Genomic DNA, 16,700 nt, shown 5'->3' with positions numbered 1-16,700 from the left:
GAGAAACAGATGCAGGCACTGTCCGCGGCACCGCCGGAGACATTTCGCTCGGTGCGCTTCGTCCTGACGGACATGGACGAGACGCTGACCCACCAAGGCAGGCTGTCCGCTGCAACCTACGCTGCCCTGGAGCAACTGCAAGCCGCCGGCATCAAGGTGATTCCCGTCACCGCCGCGCCCGCCGGCTGGTGCGACCAGATGGCGCGGATGTGGCCAGTGGACGGCGTGATCGGCGAGAACGGGGGCCTGTTCTTTCGGCGCACGCCGGACGGGCATGGCGTGATGCGCACGTTCTGGCATGGACCGGATCAACTGGCGACCATGCGCGGCCGGCTGGAGGCCATCGGCCACAGCGTGCGCCACCGTGTTCCGGAAGCCACGCATGCCGACGACCAACCGTTCCGCCAAACCAGCCTGGCTTTTGCGCGGCCTCAGGACAAGGCGGCGACACGGCACCTGGTCGAAGCACTGCACGCCGAAGGCGCGGACGCCACGGTCAACAACCTGTGGGTGCTCGGCTGGTTGGGCGGCTATGACAAGCTGGCGATGACGCGGCGTGTGATGGTGGAGAACTATGGAGTGGACATCGATGCGCAGCGCGATGCAGTGCTCTACGCCGGCGATTCGACCAATGACGCGCCGATGTTCGGTTTCTTCCGCCATACCGTTGGCATGAGCACCGTACGGGAGTACCTGAGCGAGATTCCCACGTGGCCCAACTGGATCGCCGCAGGTCCCGGCGGTGCTGGATTCGTCCAGACGGCCGAAGCGGTACTGGCCGGTCGGTAGGGCACCCTGCCCCTTGCTCGACGTGGCCCGCCGTGCAGCATGGAGCACTACCTGAGAGAGATATTCTCGCGACTACCTGTCGATGATGACCAGCGTACCGCTGCTGCCCGGCGCCACCGCATGCGGGGTCCCTGAAGGAACGATGAAGACTTCGCCTGCGCGCACTGCGACGACATGACCTTGAATGGCGAGGTTCATTTTCCCCTCCACCACGAACAGCGCTTCGTCGAACGCATGACGTTCGATTGGATAAGCACCGCTGTCCATGCGCAGTACTTTGAAGTTCGCACCGGCAGCCTTCCCCACGATGGTCGAGGACCAGGCGCGCGGGAGGGCTGACGCAGCGGCTTTGAGATCGATCTTGTGCATGCGAGACGCCTGGAGTGCACCAATGCCGATCAGGCGGCCTTGCGCTGGTCCGCCCCCGGCACCGCTGCGATGAGGCTGCGCGTGTACGGATGCTGCGGCCGCTCCCAGATGTCGCGGTGGCTGCCGGTCTCGACGATCTTTCCCTTGTTCATCACCATCACACGGTCGGCGATGTAGCGCACCACCGAGAGGTCGTGCGAGATAAAGAGGTACGACAGGCCGAAGTCCTCCTTCAACTCGACCAGCAGGTTCAGGATCTGCGCCTGCACGGATACGTCGAGCGCCGACACCGGCTCGTCGAGCACGATCAGCGAAGGCCGCAGCACCAGGGCGCGTGCGATGCCGATGCGCTGGCGCTGCCCGCCCGAGAACTCGTTGGGAAAACGCCGACCTGCATCGACCGGCAAGCCCACGCGCTCCAGCATGGCAGCGATGCGGTTGCGCCGCTCCGCGCGGTCGGACACGCCGTGCACCTTCAGCACCGACTCGATGATGTCGAACACGCTGCGCCTCGGATTGAGCGACGCGTACGGGTCTTGGAACACCATCTGCACACGGCGGCGCCACGGCTTGAGGGCCTTCTCGGACAGCGGCGCGATGTCGGTGCCGTCGAACACGATGCGGCCCGACGCCGGGTTCACCAGTCGCAGCAGCGTCCGCGACAGCGTCGATTTGCCGCAACCGGACTCGCCCACCAGCCCCACGGTCTCGCCCGCGCGGATATCGAAGGACACACCGTCCACCGCGTGCAACACGCCGCCGCCGCGTTTCGGGTAGTCGGTGCGCAGGTCCTGCACCGACAGCAGCGGCTCGCCAGCGGCAGTCCGCACGGGCAAGGCGCGCACGGTGGAACCGGGCGCAGGCACGTGCAGGGCAAAGTCGCGCACACCAGTCACGGGGTCGAGGCGTGTCTGGATCTCCGGCAGGCGCGCGTCGGCATAGTGGAGCGCGCTGCCGGCATGCAGCGAGGCGCCCAGCAGGCCGCGGGTGTAGGCGTGGGACGGTGCGGCGAAGAGCTTCGACGTCGGCGCCTCCTCCACCTTCTCCCCGCCATACATCACCGCCACGCGGTCGGCCCATTGGGCCACGAGGCCCAGGTCGTGCGTGATGAGCAACAGCGCCATGTCCAGATCGCGGCGCAGGCCGTCGAGCAGTTCGAGAATCTGCGCCTGGATGGTCACATCGAGCGCGGTGGTCGGCTCGTCGGCCACCAGCAGGCGCGGCTTGCAGGCCACGGCCATGGCAATCATCACCCGTTGGCGCTGGCCGCCCGAGAGGTTGTGCGGATGGTCGTCGATGCGCTGGTGCGGCTCGGGGATGCGCACGAGGTCGAGCAGCTCGATGGCGCGCTTGCGAGCAGCGAGGGCCGACAGCCTTTCGTGCCGGCGCAGGATCTCCTCGATCTGCGCGCCGATGGTGTGCACCGGGTTCAGCGAGGTCATCGGCTCCTGGAAGATCATCGCGATCTCACGGCCGCGCACGTCGCGTAGTTCGGCAGGCGACAGCGCGAGGATGTCGCGTCCGTCGAAGTGGATACTGCCGCGCAACACGGCACCGGGTGCAAGCAGCCGGAGCAACGCGAGTGCGGTGGTCGACTTGCCGCAGCCCGACTCGCCCACCAGCGCAACCGTCTCGCCGCGCTGCAGCGTCAGGTCGAGACCGCGCACGGCCTGAATCGGGCCACTCGATCCGTGGAAGAAGACATTCAGGTCGCGCACCTCGAGCAACGGTGTGACGGATTCGACTTGTTGGAGCGTCATCTCAGCGTCCCCTGAGCCGCGGGTTGAACGCATCGTTGAGTCCGTCACCCACCAGGTTCAGCGCCAACACCGTCAGCACGATCGCCGCGCCCGGCAGCGCCGTGAGGTACCACGCGGTGCGCAGCAGTTCGCGCCCCTGGCCGATCATGCTGCCCCACGAAACCGCATTCGGGTCGCCCATGCCGAGGAAGGACAGCGCCGACTCGATGAGGATGGCGCTCGCCACCAGCACCGAGGTGGTCACGATCACCGGCGGCAACGCGTTGGGCAGCATCTCCTGGAAGATGATGCGTGCATGGCTGAAGCCCTGGCTGCGGGCGGCCAGCACGAACTCGGTTTCGCGCAGCGCACGGAACTCGGCGCGCACCAGCCGCGCGATCACCGGCCACGACGCCAGGCCGATGGCGAACACGATCACCGGCACCGAGGGCTGGCCGATGGCAACCACCACGATCACGAACAGGAACGACGGCATGGTCTGGAACAGCTCGGTGATGCGCACCAGCACATCGTCGATGCGGCCGCCGAAGTAGCCGGCGGTGGCGCCCACGAGCACACCGATCACCAGGCTCAGCACGGCCGCCACCACGCCCACGGAAAGCGAGATGCGCGCGCCGTGCGCGATACCGGCAATCACGTCGCGGCCCAGCGAATCGCTGCCCAGCGGATAGGCCGCATCCTGGCCCGGCCACAGCAGCGGCGGCGCCACCATGTCGAGCGGGTCGCCGGGATAAAGCCACGGCGCCAGCAACGCCAGCACGAGCATGAAAACGAGCAGCACGACGCCGGCCACGGCGGCCGGGTTGCGCAGAAAGGCGCGCAGCGCGGCATGTCGGCTGGAGACGGGCTTGGCGTCCACCGCGGCCTTCGCGGCAGGGACAGCCGGTGCAAGAGGTCCCGCCGGTGGTTCGGGGCGACGCGCCGCAGGCGGCGTCGGTGGATGTGCCGGCGGGTTCGCGAGCGCGGCATCGAGCGTGAAGGGTGTGGACATCGAAAGCGTTGAAAGCCCGTATTTCGGAAAGAGGAAGGCGAAGGCGCGCTCAGCGCACCTGGATGCGCGGGTCGAGCCACGCGTGCAGCAGGTCGACCAGCATGTTGGCCACGATGACCAGCAGCGACGACATCAGCAGCACGCCCAGCAGCACGGTGTAGTCACGCCCGGCCACCGAGTCGAAGGCCAGCCGGCCGAGGCCAGGCCAGCTGAATACCGTCTCGACCACCACCGCGCCGCCCAGCAGCGTGCCGAAATGCATGCCGGCCACTGTCGTCACGGGGATCAGCGCATTGCGCAAGATATGGCGCAGGTTGACGCGCCACGGGTGCAGGCCCTTGGCCTCGGCCGTGCGCACGAAGTCCTGTCGCGCCACCTCGAGCATCGCGGCCCGCGTGAGGCGCGAGAAGATCGCGATGTAGAAGCCCGCCATGGCCATCGCCGGCAACACCAGGTGACGCGCCACGTCGATGGCATGCGTCCAACCCGTGTAGCCCGCGCCGATGCTCTCGCTGCCGCCAGTGGGCAGCCAGCCCAGGTGCACCGAGAACAGCACGATCGCCATCAGGCCCAGCCAGAAGCCCGGCGTCGAGTACAGGAGCAGCGCTGCCACCGAGAGGGTGCGGTCCTGCCAACGGCCGACGCGCGTGGCCATGAAGGTGCCAGCGGCGATGCCGATGGCGAGTGCGAAGCCCAACGCCGTGAGCATCAGCAGCAGCGTGTTGCCCAGCCGAGCGCCGATGAGCGCGGTGACCGGCATGTTGTAGCGCGGCGAGACGCCGAGGCTGAAATGCGCAAGGTTGTTCAGGTAGGCGCCCAGCTGATGCAGCACCGGCAGGTCAAGCCCGAAGTGCGTGCGCAGCTGCGCCATGCTTTCCGCGGTGGCCGAGCCCGACTCGGCTGCGACCACATCGGCGGCGTCTCCCGGAATCCACTGCATCAGAACGAAGTTCAGCAAGATCACGCCGATGACGGTCGGTACCGCCTGCCATGCGGTGCGCACCATCGTGCGGCTTGCGCTGCGCAGGTTCATGACGCCGCCGTCTCGCTCGGCGCGACCAGGCGAATGCCCACGTCGCCTTCGCGCGCCAGCTGCGCCACCAGACCGATCTCCCAGTCGAGGTACTGCTGGAAGCCGGCATCGCGCTGGGCCACGTTGGCGTGCGCATAGGGGCTGTACCAGTGGTCGTCGTCGCCGGTCAACACGCCCTCCGGCCCGGTGGCGGTGGGCAGGCGGGCGGCGATCCAGGCCTGGGTGCCGCCCGCCAGGGCGCGCACCGTACGGCCAGTGCGGGCCGCAAGTTCGGCCGCTGCGGTGCGCGCGAGCACGCCGTCGGACGAGGTGAGCACGATGACCTGCGACACGGGCAGGTCTGCGGTGAATTCCTGCAGCCGGTCGGGCACCGCGAAGCGCGCGCCGGCGACATGCCGCCGCTCGAAGGCCGAGCGACGCTCCACGTCGAACACCACCGCCGTGCCGGCTTCCAGCGCCGCGGCCGCCTCGCGCGGCGCGATGTCCGGGGTGAACGCACGCAGCGACAGCACGCGGACAGGTTCAGGCCCGAGCACCAGCACCGGCAAGGCGGGCGGCGACAGCACGAACACCTCGTGCCCGCCCAGTTGTGCGAGCCATGCGCCGGTGGTCAGTGCGCGAACGCCGTCCCAGTCGGCGAGCACGATGCGCGCACGCCGCGTGCCCACGTATTCGTCGGTGGCCTGCACCAGTTGGCCGCCGGGGGCCCAGCGCCAGCCTTCCAGGTGGCCGGCCTCGTATTCCTGGCGGGTGCGGACGTCGAAGCGATAGAGCGAGCGTTCGTCGGACTCGGCCTCGAAGCGCGCGAGCGTGGCCGCATCGATGCGGCGCACGCCGGCGCGCGCGGCCACATCCTCGGCCCGTGCGGCCGCACGCCGGCGCGTCTGCTCACCCGGCTCCGGCAGCGGCGCGGTGCGACCATGCGCCAGCTCGCGCCCCGCCAGCAACCAGGCCATGGTGCCGTCCTTCAACGACACCACCTGGTTCGGAATGCCCGCGTCGATGAGGGTCTGGGCGCCCACGATGCTGCGCGTGCGGCCGGCGCAATTGACGACCACCAGCGTCTCGGGCCGCGGCGCGAGTTCCTGGATGCGGTAGACCAGCTCGGCGCCCGGCAGGCTGTGCGCGAACGGCAGGCTGAAGTCGGCGAATTCCTCCGGCGTGCGGCTGTCGACCACCACGATGTCGTCGCCGCGCTCCACGCGTTCGTGCAGATCGTCGACGGAGATCCACGGCGTGTGCTTCTCGTGCTCGATGACCTCGCCGAAGGCCTTGCTCGGCACATTGCTGCCGCTGAAGAGCTCGTAGCCCGCGGCGGCCCAGCCTCCGGTGCCGCCCGCCAGCACGGACACATTGCGCCAGCCCAGGCGCACCAGCTTCGCGGCCGCGTCATGGGCCAGCGATTCGTTGGCGTCGGTCAGCACGATGCGGGTTCCGCGTCGCGGCACCAGGCGGTCGATCAGCAGTTCCAGGCGCCACAGCGGCGCCGAGGCAGCCAGCAGGATGTGACTGCGCACGAAGACACCGGTCTCGCGCACGTCGAGCAGCGCGATCTCCTCGCCGTCCGACAGCGCAGCCTTCAGCGCCTGCGGGGTGATGGCCGGGTGGCGAATGTTCTTGGGCGGCGCGAAGTGGCGGAAGCTGCCACCTTCATTACTTTCGAACACCACGCGCCTGTCGAGGCGATCGAGCGCGAGGCCATAGAAGTGCAGATGGCGGCCGTCCTGGCCGCCGATGAGCTCGATGGTGTGCACGTCGTCCGGCAACAGCACCACGGCGCTGCCGGCGGCCACGTCGACGGTGCGGGTCTGCACCAACGTGTCGCGCGTCGCGTCGGTGGTCTTCTCTCGCCGGTAGAGCACGTTGCGCTCGTTGCCTTCCACACCGGCGATCACTGCCCAGGTCGTGTGGTCGTGCGGCGGCTGGGCCTTGCCCGCGAGGCCGGCCGACAGGTAGAGCGCGAAGCTGCCGTCGGCATCTTCGGCGAGTCGGTAGACCTGGGCGGGCCGGGCCGCGTCGACGGAGAAGTGCGCGGCCGGGAACAGCGCCCCTTGCTGGCCGAGCGCAATCAACGCATCGGCCACGGCCTGCAGGGATTGGACGTCTTGTGTCTGGGTAAGCAGGCCGCGGGCCCGCTCAAGAAAAGCGTCGATGGCACGCGCACGGGCGTTGGCGATGTCGTTTCCCGCGGTTTCCACGGGGAAGTCGGTAAGGCTCATGGGGGGCTTTCTGAAGGCAAGAAGGCAATTCGACGCTCAGGCTAAGCCGTCCGACGCGCGCACCCAACGAAGTTTTCCGTTGACGCATATCCGAATTGCTTCGTTGGGGATGGCCGGTGCCGCGCCTAGATTGGCCGCCACATGAACACACACTCCCCCTTCATTGCCCCGCGCCGTGCCATGCTGGTCGCGCTGACCCTCGCCTTCTCCGGCTTCGGTGCCCTCCTCCCCCTGGCGCACGCCAACGACGACGCAGCCGGCTTTCCGTCGAAGCCGGTGCACATCGTGGTCCCCGTGGCGGCCGGTGGCAGCGCCGACAAGCTCACCCGACTGATCGCGCAGGGCCTGACCGAGCGCTGGGGCCAATCGGTGGTGGTGGAGAACCTGGCCGGCGCCAGCGGCACCATCGGCGCGGCGCGCGTGGCCAAGGCCCCCGCCGACGGGTACACGCTGCTGCAGCAGGGCGAAGGCCTGACGCTCAACGGCATTCTTTTCGACCGCCTGCCCTACGACGGCCACAAGGCCTTCGCGCCGATCATCCAGGCGGTGGTGAACCCGCAGATCCTGGTGGTCAACCCCAAGACCGGCATCGCCGATTTCCGCAGCTACCTGGCCCGCGCCAAGGCGCGGCCGCAATCGATCAGCCTGGGCCTGCCCGGCAATGGCGGTATCGCCCACGTCGCGCACGAGATGATCACGCAGGAGACCGGCGCGCAGGTCAACTACATCCCCTACTCTGGCGGCGGTCCGGCCACGGTGGACGTGCTGGCCGGCCATGTGGACGGAACGCTGATCACGCTCGCAGCCGTCACCGACCATGTGCGCGCCGGCAAGTTGCGCGCGTTGGCGGTGACCACCGCCTACCGATCGAGCGCACTGCCCGACGTGCCGACCATGGCAGAGGCCGGCCTGCCTGGTTTCTCGGTGGAGAGCTGGCAGGGTTACTTCGCGCCCGCCGGCACACCCGCTGCGGTGGTGGCGAAGATCAACCGCGACATCCAGGCCGTGATCTCCGCACCGGAGACCCGCGCGAAGCTCGAGGACATGGGCTTCAAGGTGACCGGCGGCACACCCGCGGAGCTGGCACGCACGCTGGCCGGTGAGCGCCTCCGCTACGCCAAGACCATCCAGACGGCGGGCATCTCCCTGCGTTGATACCCGCCCTGCAGCGGCCGGCTCAGGCCGCGAGCCGCTGCGTGCCCGGCCGCCAGACGGCACTGGCATAGAGTTCTTCGCCAAAGTCTGCCGGTACGTCGGCCCGCGTGCGCGCCTCGTGCAGCGCGAGGTCGGCATGCAGCAGGTCTTCGCTGATGCGCCGCACCACCGCTGGCACATACCCGCGGATGCTCGGCACGTCGCCCAGCGGCAGGCCGGTGCTGGCGAAGCCGCCGGGGTTGTAGGTGTGGATGTCCCGCAGCCAGGGCGCGGTGCCCGGGATCTTTTCGATGTATTCAAGGCCGGCGCCGAGGTAAGGCGCCGCGCCAAGTTCATCGTCGCGCTCATCGGCAGGCGGCTGGAAGCGATCGCGCCAGCGCAGCACCAGGTCGGCGATCTCCGCCAGCTCGGGCCGTTGCGACAGCTCGTGTGTGTAGCCGGTGCCGGCGATCACGAAGTCGAAGTGGAAGCGTTCCTCGCGCACCGAGGCCACCACCTGCCCGGCCTGCACCTGCGCGCCTTGCCACGGCGCGCCCAGATGCAGGTGGAAGTTGGGGAAGCGCAGCACGCGCTGCACCGAGTCCGGCGGCGGCGTGGTGCCCAAGCGGCGATAGCGCGACGCATGGTGCCAGCGCGAGCCATCGGGCAGCGACAGGTAGTTGTCGTAGAAGCCTGGGTAGCCGCGCACGCGCGCCACCGGTGTAGCAGGTATCTTGTCGCGGCGTGCGAACAGGTGCACGGCGGCAGCGCCGCTCTCGAGAGCCACCGCAGCGGCGTCGAAGGCCGATGCCGCGCCACCGATGACGGCCACGGTCTTGCCCGCCAGCGCCGTGAAGTCGATCGCATGGCCGGTGTGGGCCGCGAGGCCTTGGGCCACTGCGGGCGACAACAGTTCGGGGATGAACGGTGCGCCGCTGCCGGCCACGCCATTGGCGAAGATCAGCTTGCGCGCGGTCTCCACGCGCTCGACCCCGTCCACTTCCAGATGCAGCCGGAAATGCGGCACTGCGCCGCCGACGACCGGCTCGAAGCGCAGGAGCCGAGTCCCGTAGCGCACCGTGGTGCCCGTGATGCCGCGGAACCAGTCGAGGTACTCGGCCCAGTCAGTACGACCGATGCGGTCGATGGCCGCATAGGCCTCTTGCCCATGCCGCGATTCGTACCAGGCCTGAAAACCCAGCGCCGACACCGGACCTTCGGGGCCGACCAGGCTCTTGGGCGTGCGCAGCTTGTGCATGCGCGCGCGGGTGCGCCACACGCCCGCCTGCGCTGCGCGGCTGGCCGCATCGATCACGCTGACACCGCCAATGCCCGCGCGCTGCAGCGCGAAGGCGAAGGCGCTACCGGTCTGACCGGAACCGACGACGAGCACGTTGTGGTCAACGCCTTCGTGCGCAGGCACCCAGTTGGCGGGGGCGGGCCCCAGCAGGCGCAGCGCTTCGTGCGCGAAATGGTCTGAGGTCGATGGGGACGCAGAAGTCATGGGAGGACTTGTAGAAGAGAGATGACAGGGATCGGCCGCTGGCGCTCAGGCCAGCTTGCGCAGCGCACCGTCGCGGCGTGCCGCGCCTTCGCGCAGCAGCGGCACCAGCGCGCGCCCGTAGTCCTGTGCGTCGGTGCGCGGGTCGAAGCCACGGAACAGGAAGTTGCTCACGCCCACGTCGTAGTAAGCGAGCAGCGCCTCGGCCACCTGCTCGGGCGTGCCGACGATGGCGGTGGTGTTTCCGGGCGCATTGGTGGCCGCAGCCACGCCCATGAAGAGGCGCTCGTCGAGCACTTCGCCCTGCTTCACCAGCGCGAGCAGGCGGCGCGAGCCTTCGTTCTCCGCGGTTTCGGTGGGCAAGCTCTCGCCACCGAACACCTTCGACCTGCCGCTCCATAGGCCCACCTCGCGCGTGGTCTCGGCAATCTCCCGAGCCCTCTTCCATGCGGCCTCCTCGGTGTCGGCCACGATGGCGCGAATCGAGATGCTGAAGCGTGGCGTGCGCCCGTGGCGCGCGGCCGCCGCGCGCACGCGCGAGACCAGTTCGCGCGTGCCGTCGAGCGTTTCACCCCACAGCGCGTACAGGTCGGCATGTTTCGCCGCCACCTCGATGGCCGGGTCCGAGGCGCCGCCGAAGGACACGGGAATGTGCGGCTTCTGGAGCGGCTTGAGTTCGGAGAAGGCCGACGCGAAACGGTAGTGCGCGCCCTCGTGGTCGATGGGTGTTTCGCTGGTCCAGATGCGGCGCAGTATGTCGAGGTACTCGTCGGTGCGCGCGTAGCGCGCATCGTGCGTGAGGTAGTCGCCGTCGCGCTGCTGCTCGGCGTCGCGCCCGCCGGTGATGATATGCACGCGCAGCCGCCCGCCCGTGAAGTGGTCGAGCGTGGCGAGCTTGCGCGCCGCCAGCGTGGGCGAGACGAAGCCCGGCCGGTGTGCCAGCAGGAAGATCAGCCGCTGGGTCACGCCAGCAGCGCGCGCCGCCGTCAGGAAATTGTCGGCCCATCCCGCGTTGTGCGGCAGCAGCACGCCGTCGAAGCCAGCCTCTTCGTGGGCACGGGCCGTGCGCTCGATGTGCGGGATGTCGAAGGCCGGGCCTTCGGCCGGAATGGTCTCGGAGAACAGGCGCGGATACATGGTGCCGTAGAGCTCGATGGTCATGATGTTCCTTTGCGGCGAGGCGTGTTCAGGCCGTGATGCCGGCAGCCTGGATCACGCGGTTGTTGACATCAATTTCAGCCTTGAGCAGCGCAGAAATCTGCGGCATGGGCAGTGGCTGGATCTCCACACCCAGCGCCTTGAGTTCCGCCACCGTCTCGGCATCGCGCGCGAGTTCGACGAACCGCTGATGCAGTTGCGCGACCACGCCCGCCGGCGTCTTCGCCGGCACCGCCGCCAGGAAGAAGTTGGTCGCCTCCCAGCCCGGCACGCCCGCGGCCTCGATGGACGGCACGCCCGGCAGATCTGGCGACGCGGTCGCGCCCGAGTAGGCCAGCGCGCGCAGCTTGCCGGCGCGCACATGCTGCGCGGCGAGTGGGTCGAGCACCAGTTGCACATGGCCGGCAACCGCGTCGTTCAACGCGGGCGCCGAGCCGCGGTACGGCACATGCACGATGTCGATGCCCGTGCGAAGCCGCAGGTACTCGCCTGCGATGTGACCACCGGTGCCGTTGCCTGCGGTGCCGTAGTTGATCTTGCGCGGGTTTTTCTTCGCATAGGCGATCAACTCGGCCATCGTGTTCACAGGCACCGACGGATGCACGGCGAAGACGAAGCGGGTGTGGCCGAGAAAGCCCACCGGCACCAGGTCGGCCAGCGGGTCGTAGGGCGCACCAAGAACCTGAGGGGCCGAGCTGAGGTTGCCGCTCGACGCATTGAGCACCGTGTAGCCGTCGGCGGCCGACTGCACCACGAACTGCGTGCCGATGGTGCCGCCCGCGCCGCCCCGGTTGTCGACGACCACCGGCTGCGAGAAGTAGGCGGCCAGCTTGCGGCTCACGATGCGGGCTACCAGGTCGTTGGTGCCACCGGCCGGGTACGGTGACACGTAGTGCAGTTGTCGGGCCGGGAAGGCCTGTGCCCACGAACGCGCCGGAAGCAGGCCGGTCACGGCAGCCGCGGCGGCGAGCGTTGCACCAGAAAAACGGCGACGGGAAAAGTTTGTCATGCGGATATCCAATTCCAGTGGCTTTCACGCAGCCGCAAGAGGCTTTTCAACGTGCAGTTCTCGCCAGGCCGCTGAATAAAAGAGGCGGACCCTGAAGGGCCCGCCGAACGTCGCTTCGATACGACGAGGAGACACTCACCATCTAAGCGAGAGCTGCCAGTGTTCAACCGATCACCCGCGATGCGAAGCGCGAAATTCGAATACGTTGATCCGTTTTTCTTATTGGAGCTCTGCAGTGGCTTGCGATAGCCAAGCTTGTGCCTTCTTTCTGTAAGCAAGTGGTGAAGGCATCTTGACGGCAGCGAGGTCAGGTTTGAGCCTTCGCGCCGAGCACCTGGACAGCAATGTCGAGAAGGTCTTGTGGAACACCTCCCAACTCGGTCTCCCCCTGCGGATCCCTCTCCCACGCCAAGTGCGAGCCCTTGTCGACACCGAATGCGCGGAATGGTGCTGCAGCGCTCAGCAGGCCCTCGCCGACGTAGTCGATGTCCCGGTGGTGGTGGCCATGGACCACCAATCGGACGCCGAGCGCTTCGGCGAGCTCGTCGATCGCCCGCCAACCGTACAGGTGTGCCGCCGGCGCTTCGTGCGTCACCAGGATGTCGGCGGGCGGGCCCAGAAACAACTGCAGGTAGTCCTCCGGAAAGATACTGGAACGGTGCCGGCGGGCAATGCTGTCTCTCCACCGCACCTCGGGGCGCATGGACCGGCATAGGGCGTCGGCCGAGGCAAAAGCGGCCTCGTCGATCGGCCGCCCCGCATTCCAGATCTTGTCGCGAAAGATGCCGCCCAGGCCCGCGACCTGGTACCCGGCGATCTCGACGACGCGTCCGTGGAGGTTGCGATGCGCGAGTTCCGAGCCCCACAGGTTGTCATAGTCGGCGTCCGAGTCTGTGTAGTGGTTTCCGTGGATGAACCAGACCGCGGTCTTGTCCAGGATCGGGGCCAGCTCGACGTGCAGAGGCTGGCGCGCCTGGACATCGCCCAGCAGCACGATCGCCTCGGGCTGGAAGCGCTCGACGGCAGCGATCACGGGGACGAAGTCGCCGTGCGGGTCGCCAAAGAACATGAGCGCGGGTTTGGTCATCCGATGCATCAGAGCCTCCCATCTCCAACCGGAAAAGGATCTGCACTGTCGTTTCTGCCGTGACCGTCTCTGCCGCGCGATGGTCCGGATTTCTTCTCACGCGACTTCTGAGCCTTCACGACGTCGAAATCGCTGTCCAGCAATGGTCACGCCCCGCATAGACCAACGCGCACAGCGCGCGCTAGCTGGCCATCCGGATCTGCCGCGGCGTCTTCCACGCCAGTCGGCAGATCTGCAGGTCCGTCGGGCGCGTCAACTGCGCCCTGAGATCCTCCTGCGGGACCATGCGCTCGAGCGTCGCCTGGAAGATGCTGTGCGCGAGGACCAGGCGGCCGTCGATGTCCGGTTCCTCGATGAAGAACTCCAGAAAACGCGAACGCACGGGCGCGCTGATCCGATCGTCATCGTTGGCCGTCGCGACGTAGAGCACCCGGCTGGCGTCGAACTCGAAGTCGATGCTGCGGTCCTTCACCTTGGTGGCCGTGACCGGCTCCAACAGCGACAGCAGCGCATCGACCGGGCGATAGTTGTTGCCGCCCCGCCAAATTGCCTTGAGGATCGGGCAAGGCCTCAGCGCCGCGCCTAGAACGGTATTGGCAAAAGTATCGCAAGAAGAAGCGTGCTCCCATGGTGAAAAATGATGCCTGTAGCGTTGTTTCAGGTATACAACGCAAAGAGCATAGTGTTTGGGGCCTCCTTGTTTGCCTTCTGGCGATCGAACTTTTCAAACAACGCCCTCTTACCTCTATCAGCTCGCATCGCGCGGTTCGTGCCCAGGTCCGCAGGCTAGTCCAAGTGCTTGAAGAACTGTGACGGGGCGAGACCAAGGCCGATCACGATTCGCATGATGTTGGCGAGCGCAACGTTGCGTTCTCCCCGCTCAACGCCGCCCATGTAGCTTCGGTCCAAACCAACATGGTCCGCAAATGATTCCTGTGAAAACCCCTGCGCCTTGCGTTCGATTCGCACCGCCGAACCAAAGCGCCGCAGAGGTCCGTCTTCAGCCTCACTCTTCTTGATACTCATGACCCGATAGTCCAAGTACGCGGCTCAAAGCTCCACGGCCTATCCGTACACGGCCTATAAATACCCGGACGATGAGTACCTTTATTTGCTACGATTTTTGTTGACGTACTACCTGCAGCAGCAGGTTGACCCACCGCATACAGGTGGCAGCACTAAAAGGACCCCTGGATTTTGAGCAGGCAGAACATCACAACCGCAGCAGAACTAACGGAACAGCTCCGAAGTGAGGCAGACAACGAACACAAAACCGATCGGCGATCAGGCGTAAAGACGCTCGTCGACTTCTTGTTTGATCACCCCGTCGCAGAGGCTCGGAAGTGGGCCGACCTGACTCGCCAAGTCGAGGCCCTTTCAGGTGCGCTTCCCGTACGCCTCCTTGATCCTGCTATGGTCGCCCGCTCCAGATGGGCCAACCGACATTCAAGCACCTACCGATCGTCCGAGTACCTCGCTTTGAAGGAGGAGATCCGGTGCTCAGGCGGCAACATCCAACCGATCAAGGTCCGCCCCCTACCTACAGCGTCAGATCTGTTGTTGCCCGGTTCAACACCAGGAGGGCTGCCCGGGCCGCTGTATGAGGTGGTCTTCGGCCACCGGCGACATCAGGCGTGCCTGGAGCTCGGGCTGCAGGTGCTCGCGTTGATCGAGGATGTGTCGGATGCCGAACTGTTCGCGCAGATGGATCGGGAGAATCGAAATCGCCAGAGCCTCTCCCCATGGGAACAAGGGGTGATGTACCTGCAGGCCGTTGATGCAGGCCTGTTCCCCTCCATGCGCCAATTGGCAGAGTCGGTAGGTTGCGATCCGGGAACGGTCAGTCGCGCGATGTCCCTCGCGCAACTCCCTGAGCAGGTCGTACGAGCCTTCCGATCTCCGACCGATCTTCAGTACCGTTGGGCCAAGCCGTTAACGGACGCACTCCTGCGCGATCGCGCGGCTGTGCTTCGCCGAGCCAAACAGACGCGAGACGTAGAAGCCCTCTCACCGGCGTTGATCTTCGCATCGCTTATCGGACTGCCACCGAAGGCAGAGATTCGCGGCGAATCCGGTCTCGCAACCCTGTGTCACGGCGGCAAGAGGATCGGGGAGGTGGTACGCGATGCTCACCAGAGAACCGTGGTCCGCTTTCATCGTGTCCTGACCGCTCCCGAGCAGTCCGAGGTGGTGCGTGCCATTCAGCAGGTCTTCAAGAAGCGATGAGAGTACCCACGCCGATTTTCCTCATCCAATCATTTGATCCCGTGTACATCAGGAGCGAAAGGTGACGGACGACAGTGACGCTCCAGCCGGGTATAGCAAGCACGACACCGATCCGAACAGCCGTGCGTCTGTGAGCATCCTCCTTCCCGCCCCGCTCCGAGACCTGCTCAAGGAAGAACGACGAGAACGCGCTGCGGCTGCACAAGAACAGCGCTGGGCCGAAGAGCTTCGCTTGGTTGCCCAAAAGCCCCCACCACCACGATCTCCGGTGCCGCAAGCTCCGCGGACATCTGCACTTGCGGATCTGAACGACGAGGCTGGCACGATCAAAGCGTTCGACGCTTTAATCGGACGCCGGACGCGCAGACTGTTTCATCCAGTCATTTATGGCCAGGAGATCGTACGCGTTGCCAAACGCGCACTGGCGCTTCGTGACAAGGACTACCGAAAGCACGAACTGGAACTCTTGGAAAGAATCCGCGCCAAGGGGCCACTCCGACGCGTCGCAAGTCCAGGATCAGCCCATGGAAGATGGGAGCGATCCCTGCGTTTCTTGAACGCTGCCCATCCGCACCTCAATGAGGTAACGAGCTATGTATCGTCACAGGTGGCTTTGTCACTCCGCAGCAAGCAACCGTTCACAGTTCCCCCTATCCATCTATACGGTCCACCAGGCATCGGCAAGACCCACTATTCGAATGATCTTGCTGAAGCATTGGGCACACCGCTACGGAGACAGTCAATGGAGAATGCCCAGACTGCATCTCTGTTCCTTGGATCGGAGCGCCACTGGAGCAATGCAGCATGCGGCATCATCTTCGATCAGATCGTCCTTGGCGATGTCGCAAATCCGATCCTACTGATCGACGAGTTGGACAAGGCTCCTTCCGCGGGGCGGTATGACCCTCTGGCGGCATTGCACTCTCTTCTCGAACCAACAAGTGCAAAGAATGCAAGAGATGCCGCTTTGGACATGACCTTCGATGCCAGCCTCGTCATCTACATTGCCACGTCCAACAACCCGGATAGAGTGCCGCAGACCATCCGCTCTCGCCTTCGAGAGTTTGAGATTACGCCCCCCACCGGAGAGCAAGCGTTAGACGCTGCCCGCACCATTGTTGCTAGTGCGATCGAGAAGCTGGGGGTGCCTGGGTTCTTAGAGCCGCCTGCACGGCTCGCTCATCAACTCGGACACCTCACCGCTCGCGAGATCACCCATGCGGTGCGTGATGCGGCTGCGCGTGCGCTTGTGAACGGGCGACTTCATCTGGTCCTGGAGGACTTTCCGCCGGAGACGCTGGAACTCAACAGAGCGCCCCGGTACTTGCACTGATGGTGAGCGTGATGACGTCCGCTCCGCACGTGAGCATCGCGTTCAGTCGTTCAAGCGCAGCAGCTTTCGGACCTTTCGCGCGAAGGCGAGA

15 protein-coding genes are annotated in these 16,700 nt (G+C 66.3%); 4 read left to right on the top strand and 11 right to left on the bottom strand.

What is annotated here, in order from left to right; all coding sequences use genetic code 11:
* Nucleotides 1-9 precede the first annotated feature (9 nt).
* On the top strand, nucleotides 10-789 hold the full coding sequence (locus N8A90_RS12730) for an HAD-IIB family hydrolase (protein ID WP_262075272.1): 780 nt from the start codon (nucleotides 10-12) through the stop codon (nucleotides 787-789).
* 72 nt (nucleotides 790-861) lie between these two features.
* Here the strand turns inward: N8A90_RS12730 and N8A90_RS12725 are convergent, their stop codons facing one another.
* From N8A90_RS12725 to N8A90_RS12705, 5 genes are read right to left on the bottom strand one after another with little or no spacing between them, the layout of a single operon-like run.
* The gene (locus N8A90_RS12725; protein WP_262075271.1) at nucleotides 862-1,158 is read right to left on the bottom strand and encodes a cupin domain-containing protein; all 297 of its coding nucleotides are present in this window, start codon (nucleotides 1,156-1,158) and stop codon (nucleotides 862-864) included.
* Nucleotides 1,159-1,187: 29 nt separating this feature from the next.
* On the bottom strand, nucleotides 1,188-2,918 hold the full coding sequence (locus tag N8A90_RS12720) for an ABC transporter ATP-binding protein (protein ID WP_262075270.1): 1,731 nt from the start codon (nucleotides 2,916-2,918) through the stop codon (nucleotides 1,188-1,190).
* A 1-nt stretch (nucleotide 2,919) separates the two neighbouring features.
* Nucleotides 2,920-3,909, bottom strand: coding sequence for an ABC transporter permease (locus tag N8A90_RS12715; RefSeq protein WP_262075269.1), 990 nt, complete (start codon nucleotides 3,907-3,909; stop codon nucleotides 2,920-2,922).
* 49 nt (nucleotides 3,910-3,958) lie between these two features.
* Nucleotides 3,959-4,942 carry an ABC transporter permease gene (locus N8A90_RS12710; protein WP_262075268.1) on the bottom strand — a complete coding sequence of 328 codons (984 nt, stop codon included), beginning with the start codon at nucleotides 4,940-4,942 and terminating at the stop codon, nucleotides 3,959-3,961.
* A complete protein-coding gene (locus N8A90_RS12705; RefSeq protein WP_262075267.1) occupies nucleotides 4,939-7,161 on the bottom strand; it encodes a rhodanese-like domain-containing protein in 2,223 nt (740 codons plus the stop codon). The genes N8A90_RS12710 and N8A90_RS12705 overlap by 4 nt, the downstream gene beginning before the upstream one ends.
* Before the next feature lie 180 nt (nucleotides 7,162-7,341).
* On the opposite strand from N8A90_RS12705, the gene N8A90_RS12700 reads away from it, so the two are divergent.
* The gene (locus N8A90_RS12700; protein WP_262075476.1) at nucleotides 7,342-8,316 is read left to right on the top strand and encodes a tripartite tricarboxylate transporter substrate binding protein; all 975 of its coding nucleotides are present in this window, start codon (nucleotides 7,342-7,344) and stop codon (nucleotides 8,314-8,316) included.
* A 22-nt stretch (nucleotides 8,317-8,338) separates the two neighbouring features.
* On the opposite strand, the gene N8A90_RS12695 is transcribed toward N8A90_RS12700, so the two are convergent.
* The 6 genes from N8A90_RS12695 to N8A90_RS12670 all read right to left on the bottom strand — a co-directional run bounded on the left by N8A90_RS12695 (nucleotide 8,339) and on the right by N8A90_RS12670 (nucleotide 14,076).
* Nucleotides 8,339-9,799, bottom strand: coding sequence for a SidA/IucD/PvdA family monooxygenase (locus tag N8A90_RS12695; RefSeq protein WP_262075266.1), 1,461 nt, complete (start codon nucleotides 9,797-9,799; stop codon nucleotides 8,339-8,341).
* Between the two features lie 45 nt (nucleotides 9,800-9,844).
* Nucleotides 9,845-10,957 carry an LLM class flavin-dependent oxidoreductase gene (locus N8A90_RS12690; RefSeq protein ID WP_262075264.1) on the bottom strand — a complete coding sequence of 371 codons (1,113 nt, stop codon included), beginning with the start codon at nucleotides 10,955-10,957 and terminating at the stop codon, nucleotides 9,845-9,847.
* Between the two features lie 25 nt (nucleotides 10,958-10,982).
* Nucleotides 10,983-11,963, bottom strand: a complete 981-nt coding sequence (locus N8A90_RS12685; RefSeq protein WP_262075263.1) for a Bug family tripartite tricarboxylate transporter substrate binding protein — start codon at nucleotides 11,961-11,963, stop codon at nucleotides 10,983-10,985.
* A gap of 307 nt (nucleotides 11,964-12,270) precedes the next feature.
* Complete coding sequence (locus N8A90_RS12680; RefSeq protein WP_262075262.1) at nucleotides 12,271-13,050, bottom strand: metallophosphoesterase; 780 nt, start codon at nucleotides 13,048-13,050, stop codon at nucleotides 12,271-12,273.
* A gap of 181 nt (nucleotides 13,051-13,231) precedes the next feature.
* Nucleotides 13,232-13,546, bottom strand: a complete 315-nt coding sequence (locus tag N8A90_RS12675; protein ID WP_262075260.1) for a hypothetical protein — start codon at nucleotides 13,544-13,546, stop codon at nucleotides 13,232-13,234.
* 290 nt (nucleotides 13,547-13,836) lie between these two features.
* On the bottom strand, nucleotides 13,837-14,076 hold the full coding sequence (locus N8A90_RS12670; protein ID WP_262075259.1) for a helix-turn-helix domain-containing protein: 240 nt from the start codon (nucleotides 14,074-14,076) through the stop codon (nucleotides 13,837-13,839).
* Between the two features lie 171 nt (nucleotides 14,077-14,247).
* Here N8A90_RS12670 and N8A90_RS12665 point away from each other — a divergent pair, with 171 nt between their 5' ends.
* Both N8A90_RS12665 and N8A90_RS12660 read left to right on the top strand, forming a co-directional pair.
* Nucleotides 14,248-15,276 (top strand): ParB/RepB/Spo0J family partition protein, encoded by a 1,029-nt coding sequence (locus N8A90_RS12665; protein ID WP_262075258.1) that lies wholly within the window; start codon nucleotides 14,248-14,250, stop codon nucleotides 15,274-15,276.
* A 130-nt stretch (nucleotides 15,277-15,406) separates the two neighbouring features.
* Nucleotides 15,407-16,609, top strand: a complete 1,203-nt coding sequence (locus N8A90_RS12660; RefSeq protein ID WP_262075256.1) for an AAA family ATPase — start codon at nucleotides 15,407-15,409, stop codon at nucleotides 16,607-16,609.
* Nucleotides 16,610-16,700: the final 91 nt, after the last annotated feature.

Source organism: Variovorax sp. N23 (genome assembly GCF_025486315.1).
In the GTDB taxonomy this organism is placed as follows: domain Bacteria; phylum Pseudomonadota; class Gammaproteobacteria; order Burkholderiales; family Burkholderiaceae_C; genus Variovorax.
Note: the sequence above shows the minus strand (reverse complement) of the source record. Positions and strands in the feature narration are given on the sequence as shown.

Excerpts from the sequence above, each read along its gene's own strand:
- N8A90_RS12730 (WP_262075272.1), top strand. The coding sequence starts at position 10 with ATGCAGGCACTGTCCGCGGCACCGCCGGAGACATTTCGCTCGGTGCGC.
- N8A90_RS12725 (WP_262075271.1), bottom strand. The coding sequence starts at position 1,158 with ATGCACAAGATCGATCTCAAAGCCGCTGCGTCAGCCCTCCCGCGCGCC.
- N8A90_RS12720 (WP_262075270.1), bottom strand. The coding sequence starts at position 2,918 with ATGACGCTCCAACAAGTCGAATCCGTCACACCGTTGCTCGAGGTGCGC.
- N8A90_RS12715 (WP_262075269.1), bottom strand. The coding sequence starts at position 3,909 with ATGTCCACACCCTTCACGCTCGATGCCGCGCTCGCGAACCCGCCGGCA.
- N8A90_RS12710 (WP_262075268.1), bottom strand. The coding sequence starts at position 4,942 with ATGAACCTGCGCAGCGCAAGCCGCACGATGGTGCGCACCGCATGGCAG.
- N8A90_RS12705 (WP_262075267.1), bottom strand. The coding sequence starts at position 7,161 with ATGAGCCTTACCGACTTCCCCGTGGAAACCGCGGGAAACGACATCGCC.
- N8A90_RS12700 (WP_262075476.1), top strand. The coding sequence starts at position 7,342 with ATGCTGGTCGCGCTGACCCTCGCCTTCTCCGGCTTCGGTGCCCTCCTC.
- N8A90_RS12695 (WP_262075266.1), bottom strand. The coding sequence starts at position 9,799 with ATGACTTCTGCGTCCCCATCGACCTCAGACCATTTCGCGCACGAAGCG.
- N8A90_RS12690 (WP_262075264.1), bottom strand. The coding sequence starts at position 10,957 with ATGACCATCGAGCTCTACGGCACCATGTATCCGCGCCTGTTCTCCGAG.
- N8A90_RS12685 (WP_262075263.1), bottom strand. The coding sequence starts at position 11,963 with ATGACAAACTTTTCCCGTCGCCGTTTTTCTGGTGCAACGCTCGCCGCC.
- N8A90_RS12680 (WP_262075262.1), bottom strand. The coding sequence starts at position 13,050 with ATGACCAAACCCGCGCTCATGTTCTTTGGCGACCCGCACGGCGACTTC.
- N8A90_RS12670 (WP_262075259.1), bottom strand. The coding sequence starts at position 14,076 with ATGAGTATCAAGAAGAGTGAGGCTGAAGACGGACCTCTGCGGCGCTTT.